Annotated in this window: 20 protein-coding genes and 1 pseudogene; 4 read left to right on the top strand and 17 right to left on the bottom strand. The window is 62.2% G+C overall.

The window, feature by feature from the left end; translation table 11 throughout:
• From BJI47_RS12065 to BJI47_RS12045, 5 genes are all read right to left on the bottom strand, one after another.
• On the bottom strand, positions 1 to 1181 hold a 1181-nt coding region (locus BJI47_RS12065), incomplete at its 3' end, for an acyl-CoA dehydrogenase family protein (protein WP_088942188.1).
• A 74-nt stretch (positions 1182 to 1255) separates the two neighbouring features.
• The gene (locus BJI47_RS12060; protein WP_088943957.1) at positions 1256 to 1891 is read right to left on the bottom strand and encodes a haloacid dehalogenase type II; all 636 of its coding nucleotides are present in this window, start codon (positions 1889 to 1891) and stop codon (positions 1256 to 1258) included.
• Positions 1892 to 1993: 102 nt separating this feature from the next.
• The gene (locus tag BJI47_RS12055) at positions 1994 to 2338 is read right to left on the bottom strand and encodes a glutaredoxin domain-containing protein (protein WP_088943956.1); all 345 of its coding nucleotides are present in this window, start codon (positions 2336 to 2338) and stop codon (positions 1994 to 1996) included.
• Positions 2339 to 2410: 72 nt separating this feature from the next.
• Entirely contained in the window at positions 2411 to 3418 is a 1008-nt protein-coding gene (locus BJI47_RS12050; protein ID WP_254900557.1) for a hypothetical protein, read from the bottom strand.
• Between the two features lie 87 nt (positions 3419 to 3505).
• A complete protein-coding gene (locus BJI47_RS12045; protein ID WP_088943954.1) occupies positions 3506 to 3967 on the bottom strand; it encodes an NUDIX domain-containing protein in 462 nt (153 codons plus the stop codon).
• A gap of 437 nt (positions 3968 to 4404) precedes the next feature.
• On the opposite strand from BJI47_RS12045, the gene BJI47_RS12040 reads away from it, so the two are divergent.
• Positions 4405 to 5178, top strand: a complete 774-nt coding sequence (locus BJI47_RS12040; protein WP_088943953.1) for a sulfite exporter TauE/SafE family protein — start codon at positions 4405 to 4407, stop codon at positions 5176 to 5178.
• A gap of 58 nt (positions 5179 to 5236) precedes the next feature.
• Positions 5237 to 6601, top strand: a complete 1365-nt coding sequence (locus tag BJI47_RS12035) for a rhodanese-like domain-containing protein (RefSeq protein ID WP_088943952.1) — start codon at positions 5237 to 5239, stop codon at positions 6599 to 6601.
• A gap of 36 nt (positions 6602 to 6637) precedes the next feature.
• Here BJI47_RS12035 and BJI47_RS12030 read toward each other — a convergent pair whose 3' ends face one another.
• From BJI47_RS12030 to kdpF, 7 genes are all read right to left on the bottom strand, one after another.
• Positions 6638 to 7939, bottom strand: a complete 1302-nt coding sequence (locus BJI47_RS12030) for a lipase family protein (RefSeq protein WP_088943951.1) — start codon at positions 7937 to 7939, stop codon at positions 6638 to 6640.
• An 81-nt stretch (positions 7940 to 8020) separates the two neighbouring features.
• Positions 8021 to 8731, bottom strand: a complete 711-nt coding sequence (locus BJI47_RS12025) for a response regulator (protein WP_088943950.1) — start codon at positions 8729 to 8731, stop codon at positions 8021 to 8023.
• Entirely contained in the window at positions 8712 to 11273 is a 2562-nt protein-coding gene (locus tag BJI47_RS12020; protein WP_088943949.1) for a sensor histidine kinase KdpD, read from the bottom strand. Before BJI47_RS12020 ends, BJI47_RS12025 begins: the two co-directional genes overlap by 20 nt.
• A gap of 34 nt (positions 11274 to 11307) precedes the next feature.
• Positions 11308 to 11946, bottom strand: coding sequence for a potassium-transporting ATPase subunit C (locus BJI47_RS12015; RefSeq protein ID WP_088943948.1), 639 nt, complete (start codon positions 11944 to 11946; stop codon positions 11308 to 11310).
• Between the two features lies 1 nt (position 11947).
• On the bottom strand, positions 11948 to 14044 hold the full coding sequence (kdpB, locus tag BJI47_RS12010; protein WP_088943947.1) for a potassium-transporting ATPase subunit KdpB: 2097 nt from the start codon (positions 14042 to 14044) through the stop codon (positions 11948 to 11950).
• Positions 14041 to 15822 (bottom strand): potassium-transporting ATPase subunit KdpA, encoded by a 1782-nt coding sequence (gene kdpA / locus BJI47_RS12005; RefSeq protein WP_088943946.1) that lies wholly within the window; start codon positions 15820 to 15822, stop codon positions 14041 to 14043. The genes kdpB and kdpA overlap by 4 nt, the downstream gene beginning before the upstream one ends.
• Before the next feature lie 4 nt (positions 15823 to 15826).
• Entirely contained in the window at positions 15827 to 15925 is a 99-nt protein-coding gene (gene kdpF, locus BJI47_RS23770) for a K(+)-transporting ATPase subunit F (RefSeq protein WP_125458724.1), read from the bottom strand.
• A gap of 460 nt (positions 15926 to 16385) precedes the next feature.
• On the opposite strand from kdpF, the gene BJI47_RS11995 reads away from it, so the two are divergent.
• Positions 16386 to 17555: a sulfite oxidase gene (locus tag BJI47_RS11995; protein WP_088943945.1), complete on the top strand. Its 1170-nt coding sequence runs from the start codon at positions 16386 to 16388 to the stop codon at positions 17553 to 17555.
• On the opposite strand, the pseudogene BJI47_RS11990 reads toward BJI47_RS11995, so the two are convergent.
• Both BJI47_RS11990 and BJI47_RS11985 read right to left on the bottom strand, forming a co-directional pair.
• Positions 17532 to 18580, bottom strand: a pseudogene (locus tag BJI47_RS11990) (MerR family transcriptional regulator); the annotation flags it as partial. The gene BJI47_RS11995 and the pseudogene BJI47_RS11990 overlap by 24 nt on opposite strands.
• A 15-nt stretch (positions 18581 to 18595) precedes the next feature.
• Positions 18596 to 19261 carry a HEAT repeat domain-containing protein gene (locus BJI47_RS11985; RefSeq protein WP_176224824.1) on the bottom strand — a complete coding sequence of 222 codons (666 nt, stop codon included), beginning with the start codon at positions 19259 to 19261 and terminating at the stop codon, positions 18596 to 18598.
• 91 nt (positions 19262 to 19352) lie between these two features.
• Between BJI47_RS11985 and BJI47_RS11980 the strand changes: the two genes are divergently transcribed.
• Complete coding sequence (locus BJI47_RS11980; protein WP_088943943.1) at positions 19353 to 19838, top strand: SRPBCC domain-containing protein; 486 nt, start codon at positions 19353 to 19355, stop codon at positions 19836 to 19838.
• Here the strand turns inward: BJI47_RS11980 and BJI47_RS11975 are convergent.
• The 3 genes from BJI47_RS11975 to nhaA all read right to left on the bottom strand — a co-directional run bounded on the left by BJI47_RS11975 (position 19835) and on the right by nhaA (position 23571).
• Positions 19835 to 21151 (bottom strand): NAD(P)/FAD-dependent oxidoreductase, encoded by a 1317-nt coding sequence (locus BJI47_RS11975; protein WP_088943942.1) that lies wholly within the window; start codon positions 21149 to 21151, stop codon positions 19835 to 19837. The two genes, BJI47_RS11980 and BJI47_RS11975, sit on opposite strands and share 4 nt — an antisense overlap.
• Before the next feature lie 530 nt (positions 21152 to 21681).
• Positions 21682 to 22026: a MerR family transcriptional regulator gene (locus BJI47_RS11970; RefSeq protein WP_254900556.1), complete on the bottom strand. Its 345-nt coding sequence runs from the start codon at positions 22024 to 22026 to the stop codon at positions 21682 to 21684.
• Between the two features lie 225 nt (positions 22027 to 22251).
• Positions 22252 to 23571, bottom strand: coding sequence for a Na+/H+ antiporter NhaA (gene nhaA, locus BJI47_RS11965; RefSeq protein WP_088943941.1), 1320 nt, complete (start codon positions 23569 to 23571; stop codon positions 22252 to 22254).
• Positions 23572 to 23900 lie beyond the last annotated feature (329 nt).

Here is a 23900-nt window from a genome sequence, read left to right as displayed (position 1 = left end):
GCGGCGCCGACAACTCGCTTTGCGATGGCCCAGCGATGGACCTCGGACGGGCCGTCGTACACCCTGAAAGGGCGGATTTCACGCGAGAGTCGCGCGAGGGGAAGGTCGTCGGAAACCCCGAGGCCCCCGCACATTTGGATACTGCGGTCGACGATCCGGAAGACGGCTTCGGCTGCAAATGTCTTCGCGATCGACGTCTCGTTACTTGCCGTCGAGCCCTGATCGAGCGCAAAGCAGGCCTGGACCAGCAGCGCTCGCGTCGCGGCAATGTCGATTTCGTTGTCGGCGACCATCTTCTGAATCATGCCCAGATCGCCGAGGACAGAGCCGAACCCTTCACGCTGCGCAACTTGCGCGACAGCGACGTCGTGTCCGCGTCTGGCTGCACCGAGCCAGCGCATGACGTGTGTCATGCGGGCAGGTCCGAGACGCACCTGCGCGTAGCTGAATCCTTCGTCGACGGCACCGAGCACGTTCTCGTCGGGGACGAAGACATTGTCGAAGAAGACCTCGCAGTGGCCACCGATCGTCGCTTGGTCGAGAGTGCCGATGTGGCGGCCGACCTTGATACCTTCGGTGTCGGCGGGCGCGAGGAACATCGTCGCTCCTCCGCGGTCACCGGGCTTGCCTGCGGTGCGGGCCATGATGATGAAAAATCCTGCGCCATCGGCGCCGGTGATGAACCATTTATGCCCGTCGACGCGCCAACCGCCCTCGACCTTGATTCCGGTGGACCGCAACGCCGAGGGGTCCGAGCCTGCACCCGGTGCGGGTTCGGTCATCGCGAATGCCGATCGGACATCGCCTGCTGCCAGCGGTGCCAGGAACTGTTCCTTCTGTGCGCCGGAGGCAATATGCGCCAACATGTGCACGTTTCCCTCGTCGGGCGCACCGATGTTGAGCGCGGCAGGCCCGAAGAGCGAGTATCCGCCCTCTTCGAACAGGGGTGCGCGGTCGCTCATGTTCAGGCCTGCGCCGCCGTACTCGACGGGTGCGTGGGGCGCGAACACGCCCGCCTTCTTCGCCGCCTGTTGCAGCGAAATCCGCAGCTCATCGCCACCTGCGTCGGTAAAATTTCCGAGGAATTCGTCTTCGATCGGGAGGACCTCTTCCCGTATGAAAGTCCGCGTTTTGCCGATCAGCGCCTGGACGTGGGGTGAGTAGGTCAGATCGACAGCCACAGACATGCTCCTCGAAATCTCAGACCGAGCGATCGCTCGGTAAGTAGTACGCTCCCATGGTTCGGCCAGGTCCGTCAAGATGCGACGTGGCTTCCGAAATGCTGGGCCAGCCGCACGAGGGAGGTCACTTCTACATCCGGGGCGTCAAAGTAGTCGGGGTACGCACCGCCGTCACGGTTCAGCCATGCCGTTGCCAACCCGGCTCGGGTTGCCCCGTCGATGTCCCAGGGATGGACGGCCACGAGCATGGCCTCGCGTGGATCGTCGATGTCGCATTGCGCGAGTGCGTACTCGTAGGCGTGGACAGCGGGCTTCCATTCTCCGACTGCATCGACGGAGAGCAGCATTTCGAATCTGCTCAGCAGTCCGGCTGAATCGAGGAGTTTCTCGGCGACGCCGGCCGACCCGTTGCTGAGGGTGATCATCCGAATCCCGAGGTCTGCCAAGGCGGTGACCCCGTCCGCCACGTCCGGGTGGACGTCGAGCCTGACGAATCCGTCCATGATGTGTTCGACTGCTGCGTTCAGTGTCCGGTTGAGCTCCACACCATCAAGCATCGCTTTCAGCAGCCCTGACCCCACATCGGCGAATTTCCCCGCATTCCCTGCAGCGCTCAGCGCGAACCCATCGCGCAATAGGCCACCGAACCACAACCCTGCCAAGGGCGAAGGCGCTCCTACATCGACGAACCGCTTCGGCATCGTCGACATATCGGACAGAGTTTCGTTGACGAAAGAATACGATCACTCGCGGGCGAAGAGAGTTGGGGACGGACACCTGATCGATGGAGCCGAGATCATCGGGGACTGCATTCACGACCGTCCCCGCTTCCACAGTGACGAAATTTTGGTCCACATTCCAGTGGTCGACTGGGGTATCAGTTCTCTCGACCGATCGGGAAGCTCACTCTCGACTACCGAGACAATCTGTCCGACAGTGGGATTGACGAGAGCGCGATTTCCGACGAATACCGTCGGCACCGTCTCGTCACCGCCTGTCGCCGCACGCACCCTGGCGGCACTACCTGGCACCGACCAGATATCGATGTCCGTGGTGGCGATACCGCGCCTGCGCAACGAGCTGCGGAGTCTCATGCAGAACGGGCACCCGGGTCGCCACATGACCTCGATTCCGTCGACGAACGTCGATGAACTCATACGGACTCCTATCGTTGGTGTATGCCCACAGGAACCCGTTGCCAGGGCATATCCATTCCAGTCTCTACTTCATCACTGGTACGAGATCATCAGTGGTTGCGGCTGTCGCAGCATCGTTTCGGCGGGCGTGAACATCGGTGTGTCCTCGTCGTAGAAATTTTTCCAGCCCAATGGTGTTCCCAGGGGCAGAGCGTCTCGGACGGCAGCCCAGGTTTCCTCTTTCGCTGCCGGGCCACCTTGCCCGTCCATATGCACCAGAATCTGAACTCCAGGTTGGGAAAGCTCGACGCGCTCGAGGCCCCGCACCATCTGAAGTTGAAATTGGTGCAGTAGCAACAGCTTCTGTGGTAGATCACCTGCAGTCACGATGCCGTCGAGCAGGGCCTTCACCTCTTCGACTTCGACCGCGTCGACGCTACCCACCCGCTGCAGTGGGTACTGGCCCGGCTCGAGTTTCCATTCCGGGTCGAGCGCGAGCCCCACATTGGGGAACTCGAGCAACTCGGCATAGATCCGTGCCTGATCGACGAAACGGGCCCTGCCGGGCTGCAGATCCAACAGCACATAAACGCCCGCCTGCTGCGCTTTCTCGACCCATGGCCGCAGCATCTCCACACTGGTCTCACCGGAATAGTCCCCATCCGGTCCAGGCTCTTGGTGAGCGACGGTGGCGATGAGCTCGAACGTCGGCACGACCGGTACATCGCTGAATTCTTGGTATTGGGCTGCCAAGTGCCGAACCCGGTCGATCGCTGCATCCGGACCCTGCTCACCGAGGGCACCGAGCCCGGGGGAACCAGGATGTCCGTAGAGCGCGACCAGACGACGACCCGGGAACAGCTGTCTACCACCACCAGGAAGTTCCACTGGCTCAGGCGCCACTGCTGGTTCGGGAGTCACTGCCGCGGGTGCATCGGGGCTTTCGGCGGAGACGTCCGACGTCGCCGGAGCTGGTTCGGTTGCCCCGGCGGTGCAGCTTGCCGTCAGCAACAGTGCCATCGCGGCGGCAGCAGCGGTGACGGCGTATCGAGACCATGTGGATGAACCAAGACCGTGCATCGTCGCTCCCCCTTTTTTCACAGAGCACCTCTTGGTGCGTGCGCAGCGTAGACACAAACAATGTTCGTGACCAATCTGCCCGACTCGAATCCCGGCTGGGCGCAAGTGTCAACCGACCACGGTTTCCTGGAGATGGTCGAGCAAGACCACTTGTGCAGCATTGAGCTTCGAACGGGCCTCGGCGACCGAAAACCACTCGACCCGATCGATCTCCGGGAACGACGTCATCGTGCCGGACTTGGGCGGCCACTCCGTCTCGAAGGTGTTGCTGACGGCGCTTGCGGGATCATAGTCAGCTTCGGCGGCGAAGACGGTCACGATCTTGCCTCCGCGTTGCGTGATGACGGGCAACTCGATCGACAGCTCGTGCGGTGGCTCGTAGCCGGTCTCTTCGGTGAACTCGCGTCGCGCGGCGGCGCGGGGATCCTCATCGGTGTACTCACCTTTGACGACCGACCATGCGCCGAGATCCTTCCGGCTCCAGAAGGGTCCCCCGGGGTGCGCGATCAACACCTCCAGGACACCGCCCCGTCGTCGAAACGGTAGTAGACCCGCACTCTTCTTCGGCATCTGGGCAGCATGGCAGATACCACTGCCTCGTGAATCCGACTACATACCCCTGGGGGTACTTGCATACCCCCCTTGGTATATGGCAGCCTGGAGACAACCCGATAGACAGGACTGGATATGTGCCAACCCGCTAAATGCCCGAAATGCGGCAAGACCACGTGGACCGGCTGCGGTCGCCACGTCGACGACGTGATGAAAAATGTTCCAGTATCTCGCCAGTGCTCATGCGCGCCTGAACCGGCGGCACCGACAGAGAACAAATTCTTCCGCACACTGTTTCGCCGTTAGCTACATCAGCATCGGCACATCGAGTCTCAACCGCCCCGAAACCGGGTAGGCACTCCGTACAGTTCGACGGCAGGAAGGATTCCCACCATGAGCATCACTCTGCACGCAACCATCGACACACTCGGTGACCAGGCAGCAACGTCCAGCTGATGACACTGGTCCTGGCTCTCGTTCTCGGTGTCGCCGTCGGCATCCTGCTCGGTCTTCTAGGTGGCGGTGGGTCGATTCTTGCTGTGCCGATTCTCGTCTACGCCCTCGGACTACCGCTGTCCGAGGCGATACCGACCTCACTGTTGGTGATCGGCGTCGCCTCCGCAACCGGTGCGATCCCCAAGGTGCGGGCACGGCTCATCGAATGGCGACTGGCTGCAATCTTCGCGGCCACCGGCATAATCGGCACCCTGGTGGGTACGGCCATCGGTAGGCACCTGCCCGATACCGCCGTGATGATCGGCTTCGCGATCGTCATGATCATCGCGGGAACACGCATGCTGCGCACCAACGACGATCCCGGAACTGCCTGCCGGACCGACAATTCCGGGATCGACTGGCGACGATGCGCACCGCGGTCCATACCGACAGGTTTCGGTGTCGGTGTTCTCACCGGACTGTTCGGCGTAGGCGGAGGATTCCTCATCATTCCGGCCTTGGTGCTGCTGTTGGGAATCGAGATGAGCGTTGCCGTAGGAACCTCTTTGGTGGTGATCGTTGCCAACTCCGCCGCAGGTCTTCTCGCCCAAGCAGGTGGCCTCGGCGGCAACTGGCCCCTCACCATCACATTTGCCGCTGCTGCGATTGTCGGCTCACTTGCAGCCGGACGCTTCAGCAACCGCGTCGATGCCGACAAGCTCCGACAATGGTTCGCCTACCTGGTGTTCGCCGTCGCAGGCTACGTGCTCGTCGACACCCTCTTTCTCTCATGACGGTCGGCGGCCACGAGACCCTCTCATCGATCCGAAAGCGACACGAAGGAGCACCCACATGAACGCGACCGATCCGGACATCGCCATCATCGAAACCTCGACCCTCGGCGACCGCAGCTACTTCATCAGCTACGACGGACTTGCGGTCGTCATCGATCCCCAACGCGACATCGACCGCATCCAGGCACTGGCTGCGGACAAGAACGCCAGGATCACGCACGTGCTCGAAACCCACATACACAACGACTACGTGACCGGTGGACTCGAACTCGCCCGCGCTACCGGTGCCCAGTACGTCGTCCCGGACGGCGATCCGGTCGAGTTCGAGCGCCGAGCAGTGCTCGACGGCGACATCGTCGATGTGGGCGCGATGACACTGCAGGTCATGCATACTCCGGGCCACACCCATCACCACGTCAGCTACGTTCTGCGCCACGGCGCCGAGCCGATCGCAATTTTCACCGGCGGCTCGATGCTCTACGGATCCACCGGACGCACCGACCTGCTCGGCTCCGAGCACACCGAAGAACTCACCCACGCGCAGTTCCACTCGGTTCGTCGTATCGCCGCCGAACTCCCCGCCGAAGTCGAGGTCTACCCCACCCACGGTTTCGGGAGCTTCTGTTCCGCAACCCCCACTACCGGCGATTCATCCACCATCGCGCAACAGCAGCAGTCCAATCCTGCGTTGACTCAGGACGAACAGAGCTATGTCGACGAGTTGATCGCCGGTTTGTCCGCGTATCCCGCGTACTACGCGCACATGGGCGTCATCAATTCCCAAGGGCCGGAACCGATCGACCTGTCCATGCCCGAACCCGTCGATCCCGATGAACTTCGTCGACGAATCGACGCCGGACAGTGGGTCGTCGACCTACGGGCACGCACCGCGTTCGCCGCCGGACACCTCGATGGATCCCTCGGCTTCGAGCTGTCCTCGAGCTTCGTCACCTACCTCGGGTGGCTTTACCAATGGGGTGCGCCGCTGACGCTGATCGGAGAATCATCCGATCAGATTGCAGAGGCCACCCGAGAGCTTGCGCGCATCGGTATCGATCGCCCCTCGGGTTCTGCAGTAGGAGAGATTCATTCACTCGTCGGTGACGGAGAATTGCGGTCGTACACGGTGTCGGACTTCGCCGGACTCGGTGGCGCTGCCGGTGAGCGTGAGCTGGTAGTGCTCGACGCGCGGCAACACTCCGAGTACGAGGAAGGCCACATCCCCGGGGCCGTCAACATCCCCCTCCACGAACTGCCGCATCGCCTCGACGAGGTCCCTGCCGGCGAAATTTGGGTGCACTGCGCATCCGGTTACCGAGCCTCGATTGCAGCCTCGCTACTCGACCGAGCAGACCGCAACGTCATCCTCATCGACGACGATTACGACAGCGCCGTCGAGCTCGGCCTGCAAAAATCCGACTGAACCGGAAGACCTCGGCTCGGCACCCGGGCCGGTGGCTCACAGTCGGCGACCGAACAGAACCAACACCACCGACCACAGCATCGCGAGGAGACCGAACGCTGCGCGGAGCGAGAACGCCGTCGACCAGACGGTGGTGACTCCAGTCGGTGGCACCGGCCGTCCCGCGAATCGATCCTCCAACCAGTCGAGTGTCAGTGGGGCCGAGAGCGGATGCAAAGACAAGTGTTCGCTGAGCCGATCGCGAAGATAGGTAACGTGCGCGCCGTGGTCGAGGTAGCGATCGACTTGGCCGTCGACGTCGTCGACAGCGATGATCTGATCGTGCACTGCCTGGACGACGAGCATCGGCACGGTCGGTGCCGTTTTCCCTGGCTGGATGGCTTGAAAGATGTCGAGCAACTCGGGGCTGGCAAGTAGGTCGGCAAGAGGCATGTCGATGTACTCGTCCAGGTCGTGCCGCGCGAGTCTCCGCACGGCGGAGACGGTGGTGAGCTCGTTCACCGAGTCGAGCAGCTCGAGACCAGCGGGACTGACATGTTGCCGTATGAAGCGGTCGAGGTCGGGGTAGGTACGGCGCAGGCCCGCTACCACCAGCGTGGGTAGGCCGGCGTGCAATGTCGCATTGAGCCGGATGAAGGCCGAGGCCGGGTCGCCGACCGGCGATCCGAGGGCTGCTCCGAGGAGATTGATCTCCGGCGCATATTCGGGAGCCATCTCCGCCGCCCACGACGACGCCAGGCCGCCACCGGAGTAACCCCACAACCCGACCGGACTATTACTTCTCAGCGCAAGTGGCGAGAAGCTCAGGGCCGCGCGGACCGCATCGAGCGTGCAAAACCCCGGCTCGCGGGGAGATCCCCAATGTCCATGTGGTCCTTCATGATCCGGAATCGAGACGGCCCACCCTCGGCGGAGCGCATGCAGGATCAATACGAACTCGAACTGCGGGACCGCGCCCCACGCTTTCGCACCCTTCTGCAGCGCGTACGACGGAAAACACGAATCCGACACCGCGTCGATCGCGCACTGATAGGACAGCAGCGGCATATCGCCGACGCTCTTTCCACGCGGTAGCAGTACCGTCGTCACGCTCGCTTGTGGCCTACCGTCGAGGTCATTGGTGCGATAGAGCAATTGCCAGGCGTCGACCTGCTGGGTAATACGGCCGAAAAGGGCCACGCCCACTTCACGTGTTCGGAGGATCGTCCCCGGTTCGGTGATCTCGAAACCCGCTGGCGGGATGTAAAACGCGTCGTCAACGGGCCGAACTGCCCGTCGAGGCCGTGGCGATTCCTCCGCCGACCACGGCATTGAGCCGCTGTCCCTGTCGATGCTCATCGCCCACCCCTTGTTATCCGAGTCTTCTCGTCACAGTAACCGGGGGAAGAGTAGTCGATCTCGGGCCGTTGGCAATGGACCTCATTCTACGAGCCGGTACCCCATCCCCGTTTCGGTGATCAGATGGCGTGGCTGCGCGGGATCGACTTCGAGCTTGCGCCGCAATTGGGACATGTAGATCCGCAGATAGTTGGATCCGTGTTCGTGACCGGGACCCCATACCGTTCTGAGCAGCTCTTTCTGCCCGACGAGCTTTCCGTTGTTGCGAGCAAGCATTTCGAGAACACCCCACTCGGTCCGGGTGAGGTGTACGCGCTGCCCGTCCCGGGTGACGGTTTTCGACGCCAGGTTCACAGTGAACGTCGAGGTCGTGACGATCGGGTCCACTCGTCCACTGGCGGCAACCCTCCTACGCACCGCAACCCGTAGCCGAGCCAGGAACTCGTCCATCCCGAACGGTTTGGTGACGTAGTCGTCCGCCCCCGCGTCGAGCGCCTCGATCTTGTCGCTGCTGTCGGTCCGTGCGGACAAAACAATCACCGGGACATCGCTCCACCCCCTCAACCCGGCGAGGACTTCGAGCCCGCCGAGTCCCGGTAGCCCGAGGTCGAGGACCACCACGTCCGGGCGCTCGGAGGCAATCGCGCGCAAAGCTCCCGTTCCGGTGTCAGCGGTCACGACGTCATATCCTCGCGCCGAGAGATTGATGCGCAGCGCGCGCACTATCTGCGGTTCGTCGTCGACGACGAGAACCCGTGTCCTACCGACAACCTCATCCACGGGACGCTGCATCGGTAATATTCTGGGCCACAGCATTATTGGTCAGCGATGCTGCTGACGCCAACTCCACGGTCATCGTTACTCCCCCACCGGCGGTCTCGGAGATGGTGACCGCACCTTTCATTGCCTCGACGAATCCACGAACAACCGACAGACCCAGCCCTACGCCTGTGGTGTTGTCACTGTCCCCCAGCCGCTGGAACGCTTCGAAGACTGCCTCTTCGGTACCTCTCGCAATTCCAGGTCCACTGTCGGACACAGTGATCAGTGCTCTACTTCCCGCATAGGTTGCGCCCACCCGCACCGGCGTTCCGGGGGCGTGACGCAGTGCATTGTCGATCAGATTGGCCATTACCCGCTCGAGCAACCCCGCATCTGCAGCAACCGCAACGTCACCGACGTCCACGATCACCCTCTCGCGGCTACCGGCGGCGGCGGACGAACTGGCGAGGGCAGCGGACACCGAGTCCTCGACATAGACCACCGTCGAGCTCGGTGTGATCACCCCGGCAGCCAGTCTCGACGAATCGAGTAGGTTCCCGACCAGTCCGGTCAGCTGGTCGGTCGATTCTTCGATGGTAGTGAGAAGTTCGGCGGTGTCTTTCGGTGAGAATTCGACGTCGGTGCTGCGCAGGCTGGACACGGACGCTTTGACTGCGGCAAGGGGCGTGCGGAGGTCATGGCTGACGGCCGAGAGCAGAGCGCGCCGAAGGCGATCCGCTTCGGCGAGGCCGGCGGATTTGCTCGCTTCGAGTGCCAGTTCGGATTGCCGGATCAATCCCATCGCTTGATTGGCGACGGCGCTGAGCACACGGCGGTCATGTGCGCCGGTCTTCGATCCGGACAGCAGAAGAGTGAAGGTACCGTCGGCAGTCTCGATTGCCGTGTCGGCGTCGTCGGGCTCGGCCGGCGGGTCCTCTCCGACGGATTCGACGACGCTGCCCTCTGCTCTGATGATCGAGACGGCTCGTTGTGAGTACGTTTCGCGGACCCGCTCGAGCAACGTCCTGATGTCACCGCCGCGCAGCACGGTCCCGGCGAACAGCGTCAGCAGCTCTGCCTCCTGAGATGCTCTGCGCGCCTGGACTGTTCGACGGGCGGCAGAGTCGACGAGGAATGCCACGGCGACTGCCATGATGAGCAGCACTACCGTGGTGACGAAATTATCGGGTTCGGCGATGGTGAAGCTGTGTCGCGGGTCTGCGAAGAAGTAGTTGAGCAGCAAGCCTGCAATCAGTGCCGACAACGCCGCGGGCGCAACACCACCGAGCAGCGCGACTCCGAGTACGACCATGAAGAACAGCGCACTCTCTCCACCGAGGTCGAGGTACGGATCCACGAGCAGCATCGCCAGTGCAGAGAGGAAGGGGACGATGACCGCAGCAGCCCAGGACAGGATGCGACGATGCGTCGGTACCAGTCGCCTGATTCGCCAACCACGACTGACTTCGGCGTGAGTGACCATGTGCACGTCGATCTTTCCCGAGTGCTGAATAACTGTCGCACCGATGCCCGCGTCCATGATTCGAGCCCAGCGGGACCGTCTCGAAGTTCCGAGGACCAACTGAGTTGCGTTCGCGCCGCGCGCGAATTCGAGCAGGGTGGAGGGCACATCGTCGCCGACGACGCTGTGCATGCTGGCGCCGAGGCTAGCCGCGAGCTTTCGGACCTTACCCATCTGTGGTGCGGAAACACCTGACAGACCGTCACCCCGGATCACATGCAGGACCATCAGTTCCGCGCTCGACTTCGAGGCGATACGACTGGCCCTACGGAGCAGGGTTTCCGATTCCGGTCCGCCGGTGACCGATACGACGACACGTTCCCGCGTCTCCCATGTGTCGGTTATATCGTGTGAGCTTCGGTATTTCGCCAACGCCGCATCGACCTGATCGGCTATCCACAACAGGGACAGCTCGCGCAGCGCGGTCAGATTTCCTTGACGGAAGTAATTGCTCAACGCTGCATCGACCTTCTCTGCAGCATAGATATTTCCGTGGGACAGCCTGCGCCGCAACGCCTCCGGTGCGACGTCGACCAGCTCTATCTGCTCCGCACCGCGGACCACCGAGTCCGGGACGGTTTCACGCTGCGGTACCCCGGTGATCTGCTCGACCACATCGTTGAGGCTTTCCAGGTGCTGAACGTTCAGCGTCGACACGACGTCGATGCCGGCGTCGAGTAGCTCCTCTACGTCCTGCCAACGCTTCTCGTGCGTGCTCCCCGGCGTGTTCGTGTGGGCGAGCTCGTCGACGAGGACCAGGCTCGGGTTTCGTTCGATGATCGCGGCCACGTCGAGTTCGTGGGCCGTCGATCCCCGGTACTGGATCGAACGGAGAGGGATCTGCTCGATCCCTTCGAGCAACCCGGCAGTGCGGGCGCGACCGTGGGTTTCCACCACGCCCGCGACCACATCGCAGCCGCGTTCCTGCCTGCGGTGCGCTTCACCGAGCATCGCGAAGGTTTTCCCGACGCCCGGTGCCGCACCGAGGTAGATCCGCAGATCACCGCGGTCGGGTCCAACAGAACCGCGCCTGCCTGCCGTGTTGCTCATACTCCTCGTCCTACCGCATCTGTCCGCTCGGTGCTCAGCGTGTGCCGCAGCCCGGCGCGGTCAAACCGAGCGCAAGGTTGAGCTCGGCCACGTTCACTGTCTCACTGCCGAGGAACCCGAACTGACGTCCATCGGTGTGGTCGGCTACCAACGAGGCGACAGTGTCCTCACTCATTCCGTTGACCGTCGCGACTCGTTCGATCTGGATGTTCGCGTACGCCGGACTGATGTCGGGGTCGATGCCCGATCCCGAGCCGGTCAGCGCGTCGACCGGAACAGCAGCGGGATCGACGTTCTCGCGCTCGGCGATCACCTCGCGCCGCTCCTGCACGAATGCCGCCAGAACCTCACTGCTGGGTCCCTGGTTGGTCGGCGCTCCCGCCGCCGGGTCACCCGGCGCGAAAGCATCCTCGTCCGATACCGACCCGGTAACTCGCGCGTGGAAGAAGGGATCCGGTTGCCCGGCGTCGACTTGTGGGTCGACACCGACGAGGCTGCTACCTACGACGCAACCGTTGGCGTCGGTCAACGGCGAGCCCTCGGCAGAGTTCGAGCCGATACGGCTCACTGCCCAGACTGCCGCCGGGTAGCCGATACCCAAGATGACCGTCAATACCAACAGAACCGACAATCCTGCCGCGATCTGCCCGAAAAACCTCTGTACGAACCGCATGTCAGCCTATCCCTGGGATGAATCGAACAACGAGGTCGATGAGCCAAATACCGACGAACGGCGTAATGACACCACCCACTCCGTAGAGCAGGAGGTTGCGCCTGAGCAACTTCGAGGCACTCGACGGAACATAGCGAACACCTTTGAGTGCCAGCGGTATGAGCCCGATGATCACCAGTGCATTGAAGATGACCGCCGACAGGATCGCGGACTCCGGAGTCGCGAGACCCATGATGTTGAGTGCACCCAGTTGCGGATACACGACACTGAACATGGCCGGCAGAATGGCGAAGTATTTCGCCAGATCGTTGGCCAGCGAGAACGTCGTCAAGGCGCCGCGGGTGATCAGCAACTGCTTGCCGATCTCGACGACCTCGATCAACTTGGTCGGGTCGGAATCGAGATCGACCATGTTGCCGGCCTCTTTGGCCGCCGACGTACCGGTGTTCATCGCTACGCCGACATCCGCCTGGGCAAGTGCGGGTGCGTCATTGGTGCCGTCACCGGTCATGGCGACGAGCCGTCCGCCTTCTTGCTCCTTGCGGATGAGGGCGAGTTTGTCCTCGGGTGTCGCTTCTGCAAGGAAGTCGTCCACACCTGCTTCGTCCGCAATTGCTTTGGCTGTCAACGGATTGTCACCGGTGACCATGACCGTCCTGATGCCCATGGCACGCAGCTGCGCAAACCGTTCGGCGATGTGTGGCTTCACGACGTCGGAGAGTTCGATGACGCCCAGAGCACGTACCGGCCCACCGATCGGGCCGGATGCGACGACGAGCGGAGTTGCACCCATCGACGCGATGGTGTGTGTCGTCTCGTCGACCTCCGGGTTGATCAGCGGTCCGCCGTTGGCGCGAACCCACTCGAGTACCGAGTCGGTTGCACCTTTCCGGACCTGGACGCCGTCGAGATCGATACCGCTCATCCGCGTCTGTGCAGTGAACGCCACGAACTCGCCGGTCTTTTCACTATCGGTGGCCTGCGCAGGCAACAAGTAGTCGCGGGTGCAGAGATCGACGATGCTGCGTCCCTCCGGTGTGCCGTCGGCCAGTGACGACAGCCGAGCCGCGGCTGCGAGTTCTCCGGCTGTGACGCCGGGAGCTGGATGCAACCCGGTGGCGCGACGGTTGCCGTAGGTGATCGTTCCGGTCTTGTCCATCAGCAGTGTGTCGATATCGCCTGCGGCTTCGACAGCGCGCCCGGACATCGCCAACACGTTGCGCTGCACGAGGCGGTCCATACCGGCGATGCCGATAGCGGACAGCAATGCGCCGATGGTCGTGGGGATGAGGCACACCAGCAGGGCGATCAGCTTGATCGGATCCTGTGTTTCGCCGCCGTACGCGCCCATCGGGCCGATTGCGACTACCGCAAGCAGGAAGATGATCGTGAGCGAGGCGAGCAGGATGTTGAGCGCAATCTCGTTCGGCGTCTTCTGGCGTGATGCGCCCTCGACGAGTGCGATCATGCGGTCGACGAACGACTCGCCCTGAGCAGAGGTGATACGCACGACGATCTCGTCGGACAGCACACCGGTCCCGCCGGTCACTGCGGAGCGGTCGCCGCCCGATTCGCGTACAACCGGCGCAGACTCTCCGGTGATCGCCGATTCGTCGACGGTGGCAATGCCCTCGATGACGTCACCGTCGCCGGGGATGATCTCGCCGGCGGAGACGACTACCTCGTCACCGATCCGCAGTTCGGTACCCGGCACTTCTTCGATGGCTCCCGAAGACGTACGGCGCCGCGCGATGGTGTCGCGCTTGACGGCACGCAGGCTCGCGGCCTGCGCTTTACCTCTACCCTCCGCCACGGATTCGGCCAGGTTGGCGAACAGCAGAGTGAACCAGAGCCAGGCCGTGACGAGCCAAGAGAACACCGACGGGTTGCTCACTGCGAGAACGGTAGTGATGACCGATCCGATGAGTACCACGAACATGACCGGGTTGCGGGCAAGGTGTCGTGGGTCGAGCTTGCCGAAGGCTGCGGGGAGCGAGGTCCACATCTGCCGTGGACTGAAGTAACCGGCCTTCACCGGTGTCGATGCGTCGACGACTTCGGTTTCGTTGTCTATCGGTCGAGATGATGTGACGGTCATTGCAATGCCTCTGCGATCGGGCCCAGAGCGAGGGCCGGGAAGAAGGTAAGTGCCGCAACGAGTACGGCAGTTCCGAGCAACAGTCCACCGAAGAGCGGGCCGTTGGTCGGCAGCGTGCCGGTATTCGGTGCGGTTCGCTTCGATGTAGCCAGTGATCCGGCGAGCGCCAGAACGAAGATGATCGGCAGGAATCGCCCGAGCAACATGGCAAGGCCGAGTGAAGTCTGGAACCAGTCACTGGTCACCGTCAGGCCACCGAATGCGCTGCCGTTGTTGTTGGAGGCAGAGGTGTAGGCGTAGAGCACTTCGCTGAACCCGTGGATCGAGCTCGGGGTTCCGGGGTCGCCCGAATTGCCCTGGTAGCCAGTGGTGGACGAGAGAATCACCGAGATGGACGTTCCCACCAACACCAGGGCCGGCATGACCAGAACGGACAAGGCAGCGAGTGTGATCTGACGCTGACCGATCTTCTTGCCGAGGAACTCGGGAGTGCGGCCGACGAGAAGTCCGCCGACGAACACTGCGATGATCGCCAACACGAGCAGGCCGTACAGGCCGGTACCCACGCCACCGGGCGCGATCTCACCGAACAACATATTCAGGATGGCGGCGCCACCACCGAGCGGAGACATACTGTCGTGCGCGGAGTTGACTGCACCCGTGGACGTTCCGGTAGTCGCTACCGCGAACAGGGTCGATCCGGGGATTCCGAAGCGAACTTCCTTGCCCTCCATCATCGAACCGGCAGCCTGAGCGGCAACGCCGCGAGCACCGGATTCAGCGAGCGCAATGACGGTGAGCATCGTTGCGAACAGTGCAGCCATGACTGCGAGCAGCGTCAGACCCTGTTTGCGATCGCCGACCATCGTTCCGAACGTGCGCGTCAATGCGACCGGGATGAGAAGGATCGCAATGATTTCGACAACGTTGGAGAAGGGAGACGGGTTTTCGAACGGGTGCGCGGCGTTGGCCGCCATGATTCCGCCACCGTTGGTTCCGAGTTCCTTGATCGCTTCCTGTGAAGCAACCGGTGCCAACGCATTGCTCACTGTCACACCGTCGAGACCGGTCGAGGCAAAGCCCGAGCTGAAGGACTGAATAGCGCCTTGCGTCAACAGGATCAGAGCGATGATGAACGACAGTGGCAGCAGGATGCGAAGTGAAGCGCGAACGAGATCGACCCAGAAGTTGCCGATTTCCCCACCGGTGCGAACTCGTACGAATCCGCGAATGACGGCGATGGCGACGGAAATACCGACCGCGGCAGAAACGAAGTTCTGCACAGCCAAGCCCATCGGCTGAGTCAGGTTCGACAGCGTAGTTTCGGGCGTATAGGACTGCCAGTTGGTGTTCGTGGTGAACGAGACAGCGGTGTTGAAAGCGACCGACGGGCTCACTCCCGCCAAACCGCCGTTCAGCGGCAGCACTCCCTGAATTCGTTGCAGCGTATAGAGAAAGACGACGCTCGCAGCGGAGAAGCCGAGGAGCGACAGCGCGTAACCCACCCAGGTCTGCTGTGAGCGGGGGTCGATTCGGCAGGTCCGGTAGATCCACGACTCGACCCGCAAGTCGGCCCAGGCGGTGGTAGTTCCACCGCGGGTCCGCTGGAGTGTTGCCGTGCGACCTCCTGCGGCATGTCCTGAGCCGGCACCTTCCTCATCGGTATCGTGTTCGGTGGCAAAAACTTTCGCCATGTAGTCACCGAGTGGAACATAGGCGATAGCCAGAACAGCGGCAACGAAGGCAATCTGAAGTCCGGCAGCCAGAGCGGCATTCATACGATCAGAACCTCTCTGGATCGAGTAGTGCGACGAATAGGTAGATCGCCGTCAGAGCAGCGATGACCACCAGTACGATGCTGATGATTCCGTCGGTGGTCACTTCGTCTTCACCTTCGAGGTTGCAGTGTTCGCCAACAACCGCAGGATCAGTGCACATACACCGAATCCCACGGCGGTGACGGCGAGATAGCCCAGATCAGCCATGGATGTTCATGCCTCTTCGACATAGTGGGGTCAACGCATATAGGCGCTGGTCGACGGGCACATCGCCCGGCGTTCATGGATATGTCTACGCCGACAAAAACGCCCCGCCGAGGATCCTTACGGTTCCTTTATGCCTCCACCGACAGTCATGACGCGAAAGTGACGAACTCATGCGGTTCTGCGTCGTAGGCCTCATACGCCCGCGCCGGCCCGACAGCTTTACCCCGCTGCCCGCCTTCGACCGCGCAGTCTCACCGAAACCCGAACGGGTGCGATCGGGCCGGTATGCCCAACACCCACTCATCGCCACCTGAACTGCGAAAAAGGCCAAACGTGGGTTCCCGTCATGGGACATTATGGGAAAGTCCCTGTATTCCCGTCGGGTGACGCGATCCGTGCGCCGGCCGCCGTGGCACACACTGCGGGTCGACCAAGGAGACCGAGTCATGACCGAAGCCCATGATCTCGAGGCGGCGCGCGCCGCGTTGGTGATGATCAACCCCGCGCCCTACAACGCAGAGGCGCCGCTGGCGGCGCTCACTGACAAGATCACCCCCACCGAGTTCCACTACGTACGAAGCAACTTCGCGTTGCCCGTTCACGACGGCACCCTGGAGATCGGTGGCGCGGTAGACCATCCGACCGTCTTGACCCTTGACGATCTACGCGCGATGCCGGCACACGAACACACAGTCACTCTGGAATGTGCAGGCAATGGCCGCCTGGACATGAGGCCGCTACCGACCGGTGAACCATGGGGTGACTACGCCGTCTCCACCGCACGATGGAAAGGCGCGCTCCTTCACGAGATATTGTCGAGGGTCGAGCCATCGGCGCAGGGAGTCGAAATCCTTGCACAGGGTGCGGACCACGGGCCTTACCATCCCGAGGCGGTCCTTCCCGACACCGATCAGGACGACCTCACCTTCATCCGGTCCCTCCCATTCTCGGATGCAACCGACCCGGCATCGGGGATCCTCATCGCCTATGAAATGAACGGCGAGCCCCTGGGTTCCGACCACGGCGCACCTTTTCGGTTGATCGTGCCCCACTGGTACGCGGTGGCGTCGGTGAAGTGGCTGAAGCGGATCGACGTGATCACCGAGCCCTACTCGGGCGAATTCCAGACCGGCCATTACATGTACGAGTGGCCGGACCGACCCCACGAAGCGGTAACCCTGATACGTCCACGCGCCCTGATCACAGACCCGACGCCGGGCTCGATCCTCGGCCACGGGCCCTACACAGTCCGGGGAAAGGCATGGTCGGGCACAGGACCCATCGCGCGCGTCGATGTCAGCCTTACCGGAGAAGGTGATTGGCTCCCGGCCCAGGTGGAACCAGCCTCCAGTGGATACCACTGGCAGGACTGGAGCTTTACCTGGGACACGAACGACATCGGGAGACACACGCTGAGAGTCAGAGCGACCGACGCCGTCGGCAACGTACAACCCGACGTTCCGCGGTGGAACCGGTTGGGTTACGGAAACAACGCCATCGAAGTCATCTACGTCCATCGCCGATGACCGACGGAGACGAGATACGAAGTTACGCCTTTGGGCCAGAGTCACAGTCGTAGAATTGCCGTCGCGGTCCCGGCAACAGTCCGGTCGCCGTCGCGGGTCAACTCGGCGAGTAGGTCACGGGCCTCAGCGCCCGGAATCTCGGCTAGCGCCTGAGTAATTCGCAATCGGGTCGGGGCATCGACCGTAGCGTCGAGCTTGTCCTGCATCGCTCGGACTATGTCTTCGGCAACGACGGTATTGCCGGCCAGGATTCCCAGCACCTCGGCGGCCTCGACGTCGGACCGGCCCTCGACCACGATTCGAAGTAGAGCAGGCACCGCCTCTACGACGCGCCTCGAGCCGAGTTCCAGGGCAGCCCGATCTCTTACCGCCACGTCGCAGTCGGTGAGAGCCGACGACAACAGCGTCGTTGCTTCGGTGGTGGGTATCTCTGCGATTGCGGCGGCTGCACGGCGCCGAACCTCGACCGACTCCGATGCCATTCCGACGGCCAGAGCCGCCAACCCCTCACCTTCTCCTCTTGCCAGCGACCATCGGAGCGCTCCAGCAACATTCAGGTCATCCTCCGACAGGGCAGCCTCGACGAGCGCTTCGACGGACAGTGGGGTTCCCTCGTTCTGGGCCAGCACTGCCTGCTGCCGACGGGCACCCGATTCCGACTCGAGCGCGCGGAGCAAGGAGACCGTGGCCATCACGTCCTCCCACTGCGAGGCCGCTCCAACACGCTCGAGGTTCTCGAGCAGCTCCTCCTCTGCAGCGATTCGCACTTTCGTATGACGAATCAACTCCCCCAACAGATCTGCCGGCATGAAGTCCGGTTCGTCGAGCGCCCGCTTGGCTTCGTTCAGCGACATCCCCAGAGTCCTGAGGGATTCGACCTGGAACAGTCGGCGAATATCGTCGGTCGAGTACTCACGATATCCACCGGAAGTGCGAACCGTCGGCTGCACCAGCCCGACGGCGTCGTAGTGACGCAGCATGCGGGTGCTGACTCCCGAACGCCGCGAGACCTCACCGATCAACAATATTCCGCCTCTCTCCTACATCCCAGTACCGGTCACCACGACGCGCTTTGCCGCCTCGACTGAGAGGGTGAAACCACTTTCGGGGTCATCCACCAGTTTTTCCGTCGCCGCAGCATGAGCCCGGACGCGTAGATCACGGCTCGCTCCAGCGGCATTTAGAGCCGGCGACGCGTCCGACCCCAGCGCTGCCAACGCTCGGCTCAGACTGCGCTGCATGTCATGGTCACCCCGTCCGAGCGCCTTTACCAAGTTGGCCGCGAGCTCACCCTCGGCGCCCGACGGGACGAGGACCACGGCGGCTCGCCATGCGCTGAGCGCAACCTCGTCGTACGCGTCGTGCAGCAGTGCCGATACTGACGGCCATGCCGTCCGATCACCGATCTTGGAAAGGGTGTGCAGTGCTTGGCTACGAGCCTGCGCCGTGGCCGAGGACAGCTCCTCGAGCAACCTCGGTACCGTGATCTCCGGTGGAAGTCGGCACAATGCCCACGTCAGCATGTCCCGAACGAAGAAGTCTGGTTCGACGGCACACCGCGCCAGCAAAGCCTGAGCCAGGGCAGGATCACCGAGCGTTCCGGCCGAGAGGGCCGCGCGAAGTCGCGTCGAGGAATCAATAGTGGCAAGAGCGTCGAGCAGGCGAGTATGCGGCTCGCCCGGGTTGGTCGTGTTCACGACAACCACCTCCTTCACTCGACTACTCCACTCCTTGTCACAGTGTCAGGGTCAAGCGATCAAGTCACTCGATCGACGGACAACGGTGCATAATTGGCCGATGAATCCCACCGGACGCCTCCGCCGGACGACCGACGGTATCGATCTCGAGTTGACCCGAGCGATTGCATCCTCCCGAGAGGACGTGTGGGCCTCATTGACCCAATCCGACCGCACGGCACTGTGGTTCGGTCCGTGGGAACAACTTCCGGAGAACATGATTCGCGTTCAGATGGCTTTCGAAGAAGGTGCACCCTGGTCCGAGATGCACATCGACGCCTGCGAGGCGCCGTCGCGACTGGCAGTTTCGATGATCCACGATGCCGGAAGCTGGAGCATGGAAGTGCTCCTGACCGAGTCCCAGGGCACCACAACGGTGACGCTGACCCAACATCTGAGCGACACCGAGGGGATCGGCGAAATAGGCCCCGGATGGGAGTACTACCTCGACATGCTCGTCAACTCTCGAAACAAGGAGCCACTGCCGAGTTTCGACGACTACTACCCCGCCCAGGCGGGGTACTACTCCTCGCTCTCGCCCCGCTAGCGGTAGGGCCTGCGTGCCGTTTCCGGGTCTCCGAAGGTGATTGCCCGCTCGCGGCGAGAACCGGTCGCCAGAGTTGCAGCCCAGTTGATCAGCGTGCCGACGCGATTGCGGGCGCCCGAGAGAAACGCGATATGGATGACTCCCCAGGACACCCATCCGAGGAACCCGGACATCCGCAGCGGTCCGGCCTGGACGAGCGCGTGCCCACGGGAAATGTAGGCCGCGGTGCCGAAGTCTCGGTATCGGAACGCCTGTCGTGAGGCAGTCGGGTCGCTCCGATCAGTGGCGATGAGCGAACCGACGTGGCGCCCACCCTGCATGGCGACCTCGGCGACACCCGCCAGATCCTGATAGGACATCAAGTCGCCGACGACCCAGACGTTGCGGTGGCCCGGCACCGACAGATCCGACTCGACAGCAATTCGCCCCGATCGGTCCTGCTCGACACCGAGCGCTCCTGCAAGTTGCCGAGCAAACGGAACTGCTTCGACGCCCGCCGTCCACAGCACGGTTCGAGTGTCGTAGCGAGTGACCGTCTCCGGCTCCGCCTTCGCCGTGGTTTCGACGTCGGTAGCGGTGACATCGGTGACGTGTACACCCAAGTGCGTTTCGACGCCGACGGCATCGAGGGTCTTCTGCGCCGCAGCGGACAACTTCTTGTCGAACGAGGGCAGGACTCGATCACCACCATGGAGTAGCAACACCCGCGCCTCACCCGGGTCGATGGACCTGAACTCGTGAGCCAACGACCTGGTTGCCAGTTCGCGGATCTGTCCAGCCAATTCCACGCCCGTCGGCCCTCCGCCCGCGACTGCGAACGTCAGCCAAGGCCGCCGTTCCTCTGCCGTGGGCAGTGCTTCCGCCATCTCGAATGCTGCAATCAACTTACGGCGGACGGTCAAAGCGTCGTCGAGCGTCTTCATGCCCGGCGCGTGCTGGATGTACTCGTCGTGCCCGTGATACGACTGCTGCATACCGGCAGCCACCACGAGATAGTCGTAAGCGAACTCGTAAGTCGAACCGTCGAATCTGCTTGCGGTCACCACTCGCGCCCCGGGATCGACTGTGGTTGCCTCGCCGAGTGCGACGTGAGCATTCTTCTGCCTGCGCAAAAGGTGCCGGAGTGGACTCGAAATGGATCCTTCGGACACCAATCCCGTCGCACACTGATAGAGCAGGGGTTGAAAGACATGAGACGTACCGCGCTCCAGCACGGTGACGTCGACGTCACTGCGACGTAGTGCTCGTGCGGCGTAAAGACCACCGAACCCGCCGCCGACTATCAAAACTCGAGGCCGACCCTGCGCGGTCATGAAGCGTGACCGCCGAGGAGAACCGGTTTGGGCGCAGACGGCGTCATCGACATGGCTGGTTCTCCTCGCGAAGTTTTCGGCGGTCCCGTTATCGAAGATAGACCGGGGTCTGGGGGCAGACCGGACAGTCGAAAAAATCTATGGTCGCTGGGGTAGACATTGTGGTTTCAGTGATTTACAGTAGTTCTCGTACACGAAAGAAGAGATCGAAAGGCGCGGGAGAGGACGAACTACCCGCGAGAAGACCGGCGGTTCGAGTTTTTTCACGCCACCGCCGAGGCAGGTGCAGGACTAGTTGGTAATTGGAAGAAGGGAGGAGTTGCATCGTCAGTTCGCCCACGCTGTCTTGTTCTTCGGGCGAACACCGCAAATGTCATCAGGCAAGTGGAAATAGATGGTAGTAATTCCCCACCAGGGCCCCGGTGCTTTCGTGCACCGGGGCCCTTCGTCTTCGCGCACCGAGAAGCTCGCGCACACGTCGGATTCTCGCGCTCAGCGGCGCAAGTGCCGCAGGACTCGGTATCGGACGATCAGTCCGAGCCGTCGATGACTTCCTGAAGATGGGCGTTGGCACGACGAGCAGCAGCAAGCTGATCTTCGAGGACGACGATGCGGCACGCGGCGTCGAGCGCAGTGCCCTGATCGAGCAAATCACGGACCCGCGACGCAATGCGGAGTTGGAAGCGAGAGTATCGCCGGTGTCCACCCTCGGATCTATGGGGAATCAACAGGTTCGCCTCGTCGAGGCTGCGTAGAAAGCCAGGGGTTGCGTTCAACATCTGTGCGGCAGTGCCGATGTTGTAAGCCGGGTAATGCTGATCGTCGAACTTGTCGCCTGCCGACGATTCGTTCACATCGCTATTGCTTTGCTTCACAACACCTTCCGGATGAGCTCGCTGCTGGGGCCGGCACATGGAGACCGCCACACACGAGCAACACCATTTCTGGCGCCGAGCCTGGCCCATTCGCCTGAAACGACACAAGCGTCACGCGCCCCGAGGGTCGATTCAGTCGAATAATACCGTTCACGCTGCGATGATGTCTACCGTGGCCACAGGAGATTTGCCTGGACCGGTAGGAGTCACGATTATCAGCCCCGACTAGTTGTCGCGACTGATTGCGTCCGATTGGTAGACGTCGGGAATTCCATCGTGGTCGTCGTCGCACGTCTCTTCTTCGTGAATCCGCTTGTACACCTTGTTGCGAATACGCAACAAGGCAGAAGCCAGCAGGGCGGCCAGAATCGATCCTGCCAAGACACCGATCTTGACGTGATCGTCGCGTTCGGTGCCTGGCCCGAAGGCAAGGTCACCGATCAACAACGAGACCGTGAAGCCGATGCCTGCGAGCATCGAGATTCCGACAACGTCGATCCACTGCACAGATTTGTCCAGTGAGGCCCGGGTAAATTTCGACAACACGAACGTCGTCCCGAAGATCCCGATGGTTTTGCCCACCACGAGCCCTGCGATGATGCCCAGAGCAATCGGATCGCTGAGTGCGCTGGTCAAACCACTGAATCCGCCGACGGTGACCCCCGCAGCGCAGAACGCGAAGACGGGGATAGCCACTCCAGCGGACAGCGGGCGAATTCGGTGCTCGAAATATTCGGCCAAACCGGGGCCTGCATCAGGGCCCCCGAGCGCACGACTACGCACAACCGGAACAGCGAACCCGAGCAGGACGCCGGCGACCGTAGCGTGAATGCCTGATTCGTGCACCAGCACCCAAGTGATCAACGCGAGCGGTATGAGGATCCACCACGAACGAACACGTTTCTGAACCGCGAAGGTGAACAATGCCAGTGGAATCAACGCCAAGCCGAGAGCAATGAAATTCACCTCCTCGGTATAAAAGATTGCAATCACGGTGATCGCCAAAAGATCGTCGACGACAGCGAGGGTGAGCAGAAAAGTACGCAACGCGGTAGGCAAATGCGTACCGATCACCGCCAGAATCGCGACCGCGAACGCGATATCCGTCGCGGTCGGAATGGCCCACCCCTGCAGGGCACCGTCACCAGTACTCCTGTTGACCACGACGAAGATCACTGCAGGAAGGACCATGCCGCCCACTGCCGCCGCGATCGGCAGTGCCGCACGCCGAGGATCACGCAGGTCGCCGGCAACGAATTCGCGTTTGAGTTCCAGGCCGACGACGAAGAAGAAGATTGCAAGCAGACCGTCGGCCGCCCACGTCGACAGTGTCAAGTCCAGATGCAGTGCGGACGGCCCGATCTTGATGTTCATCAGGGACTCGTAACCGTCGGACCACGGCGAATTCGCCCATGTCAACGCCGCGACAGCAGCAATGAGCAGCAGGATGCCGCCGACGGTTTCCTTGCGCAGAATCGCTGCGACACGGTCCGCTTCGGACCAGGATCCGCGGGAGAACAGCGGCAGCCGTTGCGAGTTAGACATATGTGGCGAGCCTTTCGTTGAGCATCCGCAGCCACCGTATCGACGCTCTACTGACGGGACGTCCGGCTGAATCGGCAAACATTTGAGCATGGTTGGACCATGCCGACCAGACTTCCCGGCGCACCGAGGGTCAGTTTATCGGTTACAACGACCGAACGACAATCGAACAGACGCAATCGCCACTTACGGCTGGCTGGTGCGGCGTCGGACACCGTCCCGTCGGTTCATCACCACTGCTGCAGATCTATTACTCGACCGCACACTAGACCCGTCGATTTGGTAGGGGTTCGCCGGTCGCATTACCGTAAGTTCGAATCGATACCACTTTC

This window comes from Rhodococcus sp. 1168, from assembly GCF_002091955.1.
Classification (GTDB): domain Bacteria; phylum Actinomycetota; class Actinomycetes; order Mycobacteriales; family Mycobacteriaceae; genus Rhodococcoides.
The sequence above is the reverse complement of the archived record's forward strand: the minus strand, read 5'-3'. Positions and strand labels throughout refer to the sequence as shown.

Coding starts and splice junctions, on each gene's coding strand:
- BJI47_RS12060 (WP_088943957.1), bottom strand. CDS start 1,891: ATGTCGACGATGCCGAAGCGGTTCGTCGATGTAGGAGCGCCTTCGCCC.
- BJI47_RS12055 (WP_088943956.1), bottom strand. CDS start 2,338: ATGAGTTCATCGACGTTCGTCGACGGAATCGAGGTCATGTGGCGACCC.
- BJI47_RS12045 (WP_088943954.1), bottom strand. CDS start 3,967: ATGCCGAAGAAGAGTGCGGGTCTACTACCGTTTCGACGACGGGGCGGT.
- BJI47_RS12040 (WP_088943953.1), top strand. CDS start 4,405: ATGACACTGGTCCTGGCTCTCGTTCTCGGTGTCGCCGTCGGCATCCTG.
- BJI47_RS12035 (WP_088943952.1), top strand. CDS start 5,237: ATGAACGCGACCGATCCGGACATCGCCATCATCGAAACCTCGACCCTC.
- BJI47_RS12030 (WP_088943951.1), bottom strand. CDS start 7,939: ATGAGCATCGACAGGGACAGCGGCTCAATGCCGTGGTCGGCGGAGGAA.
- BJI47_RS12025 (WP_088943950.1), bottom strand. CDS start 8,731: ATGCAGCGTCCCGTGGATGAGGTTGTCGGTAGGACACGGGTTCTCGTC.
- BJI47_RS12020 (WP_088943949.1), bottom strand. CDS start 11,273: ATGAGCAACACGGCAGGCAGGCGCGGTTCTGTTGGACCCGACCGCGGT.
- BJI47_RS12015 (WP_088943948.1), bottom strand. CDS start 11,946: ATGCGGTTCGTACAGAGGTTTTTCGGGCAGATCGCGGCAGGATTGTCG.
- kdpB (WP_088943947.1), bottom strand. CDS start 14,044: ATGACCGTCACATCATCTCGACCGATAGACAACGAAACCGAAGTCGTC.
- kdpA (WP_088943946.1), bottom strand. CDS start 15,822: ATGAATGCCGCTCTGGCTGCCGGACTTCAGATTGCCTTCGTTGCCGCT.
- BJI47_RS11995 (WP_088943945.1), top strand. CDS start 16,386: ATGGGAAAGTCCCTGTATTCCCGTCGGGTGACGCGATCCGTGCGCCGG.
- BJI47_RS11980 (WP_088943943.1), top strand. CDS start 19,353: ATGAATCCCACCGGACGCCTCCGCCGGACGACCGACGGTATCGATCTC.
- BJI47_RS11975 (WP_088943942.1), bottom strand. CDS start 21,151: ATGACCGCGCAGGGTCGGCCTCGAGTTTTGATAGTCGGCGGCGGGTTC.
- nhaA (WP_088943941.1), bottom strand. CDS start 23,571: ATGTCTAACTCGCAACGGCTGCCGCTGTTCTCCCGCGGATCCTGGTCC.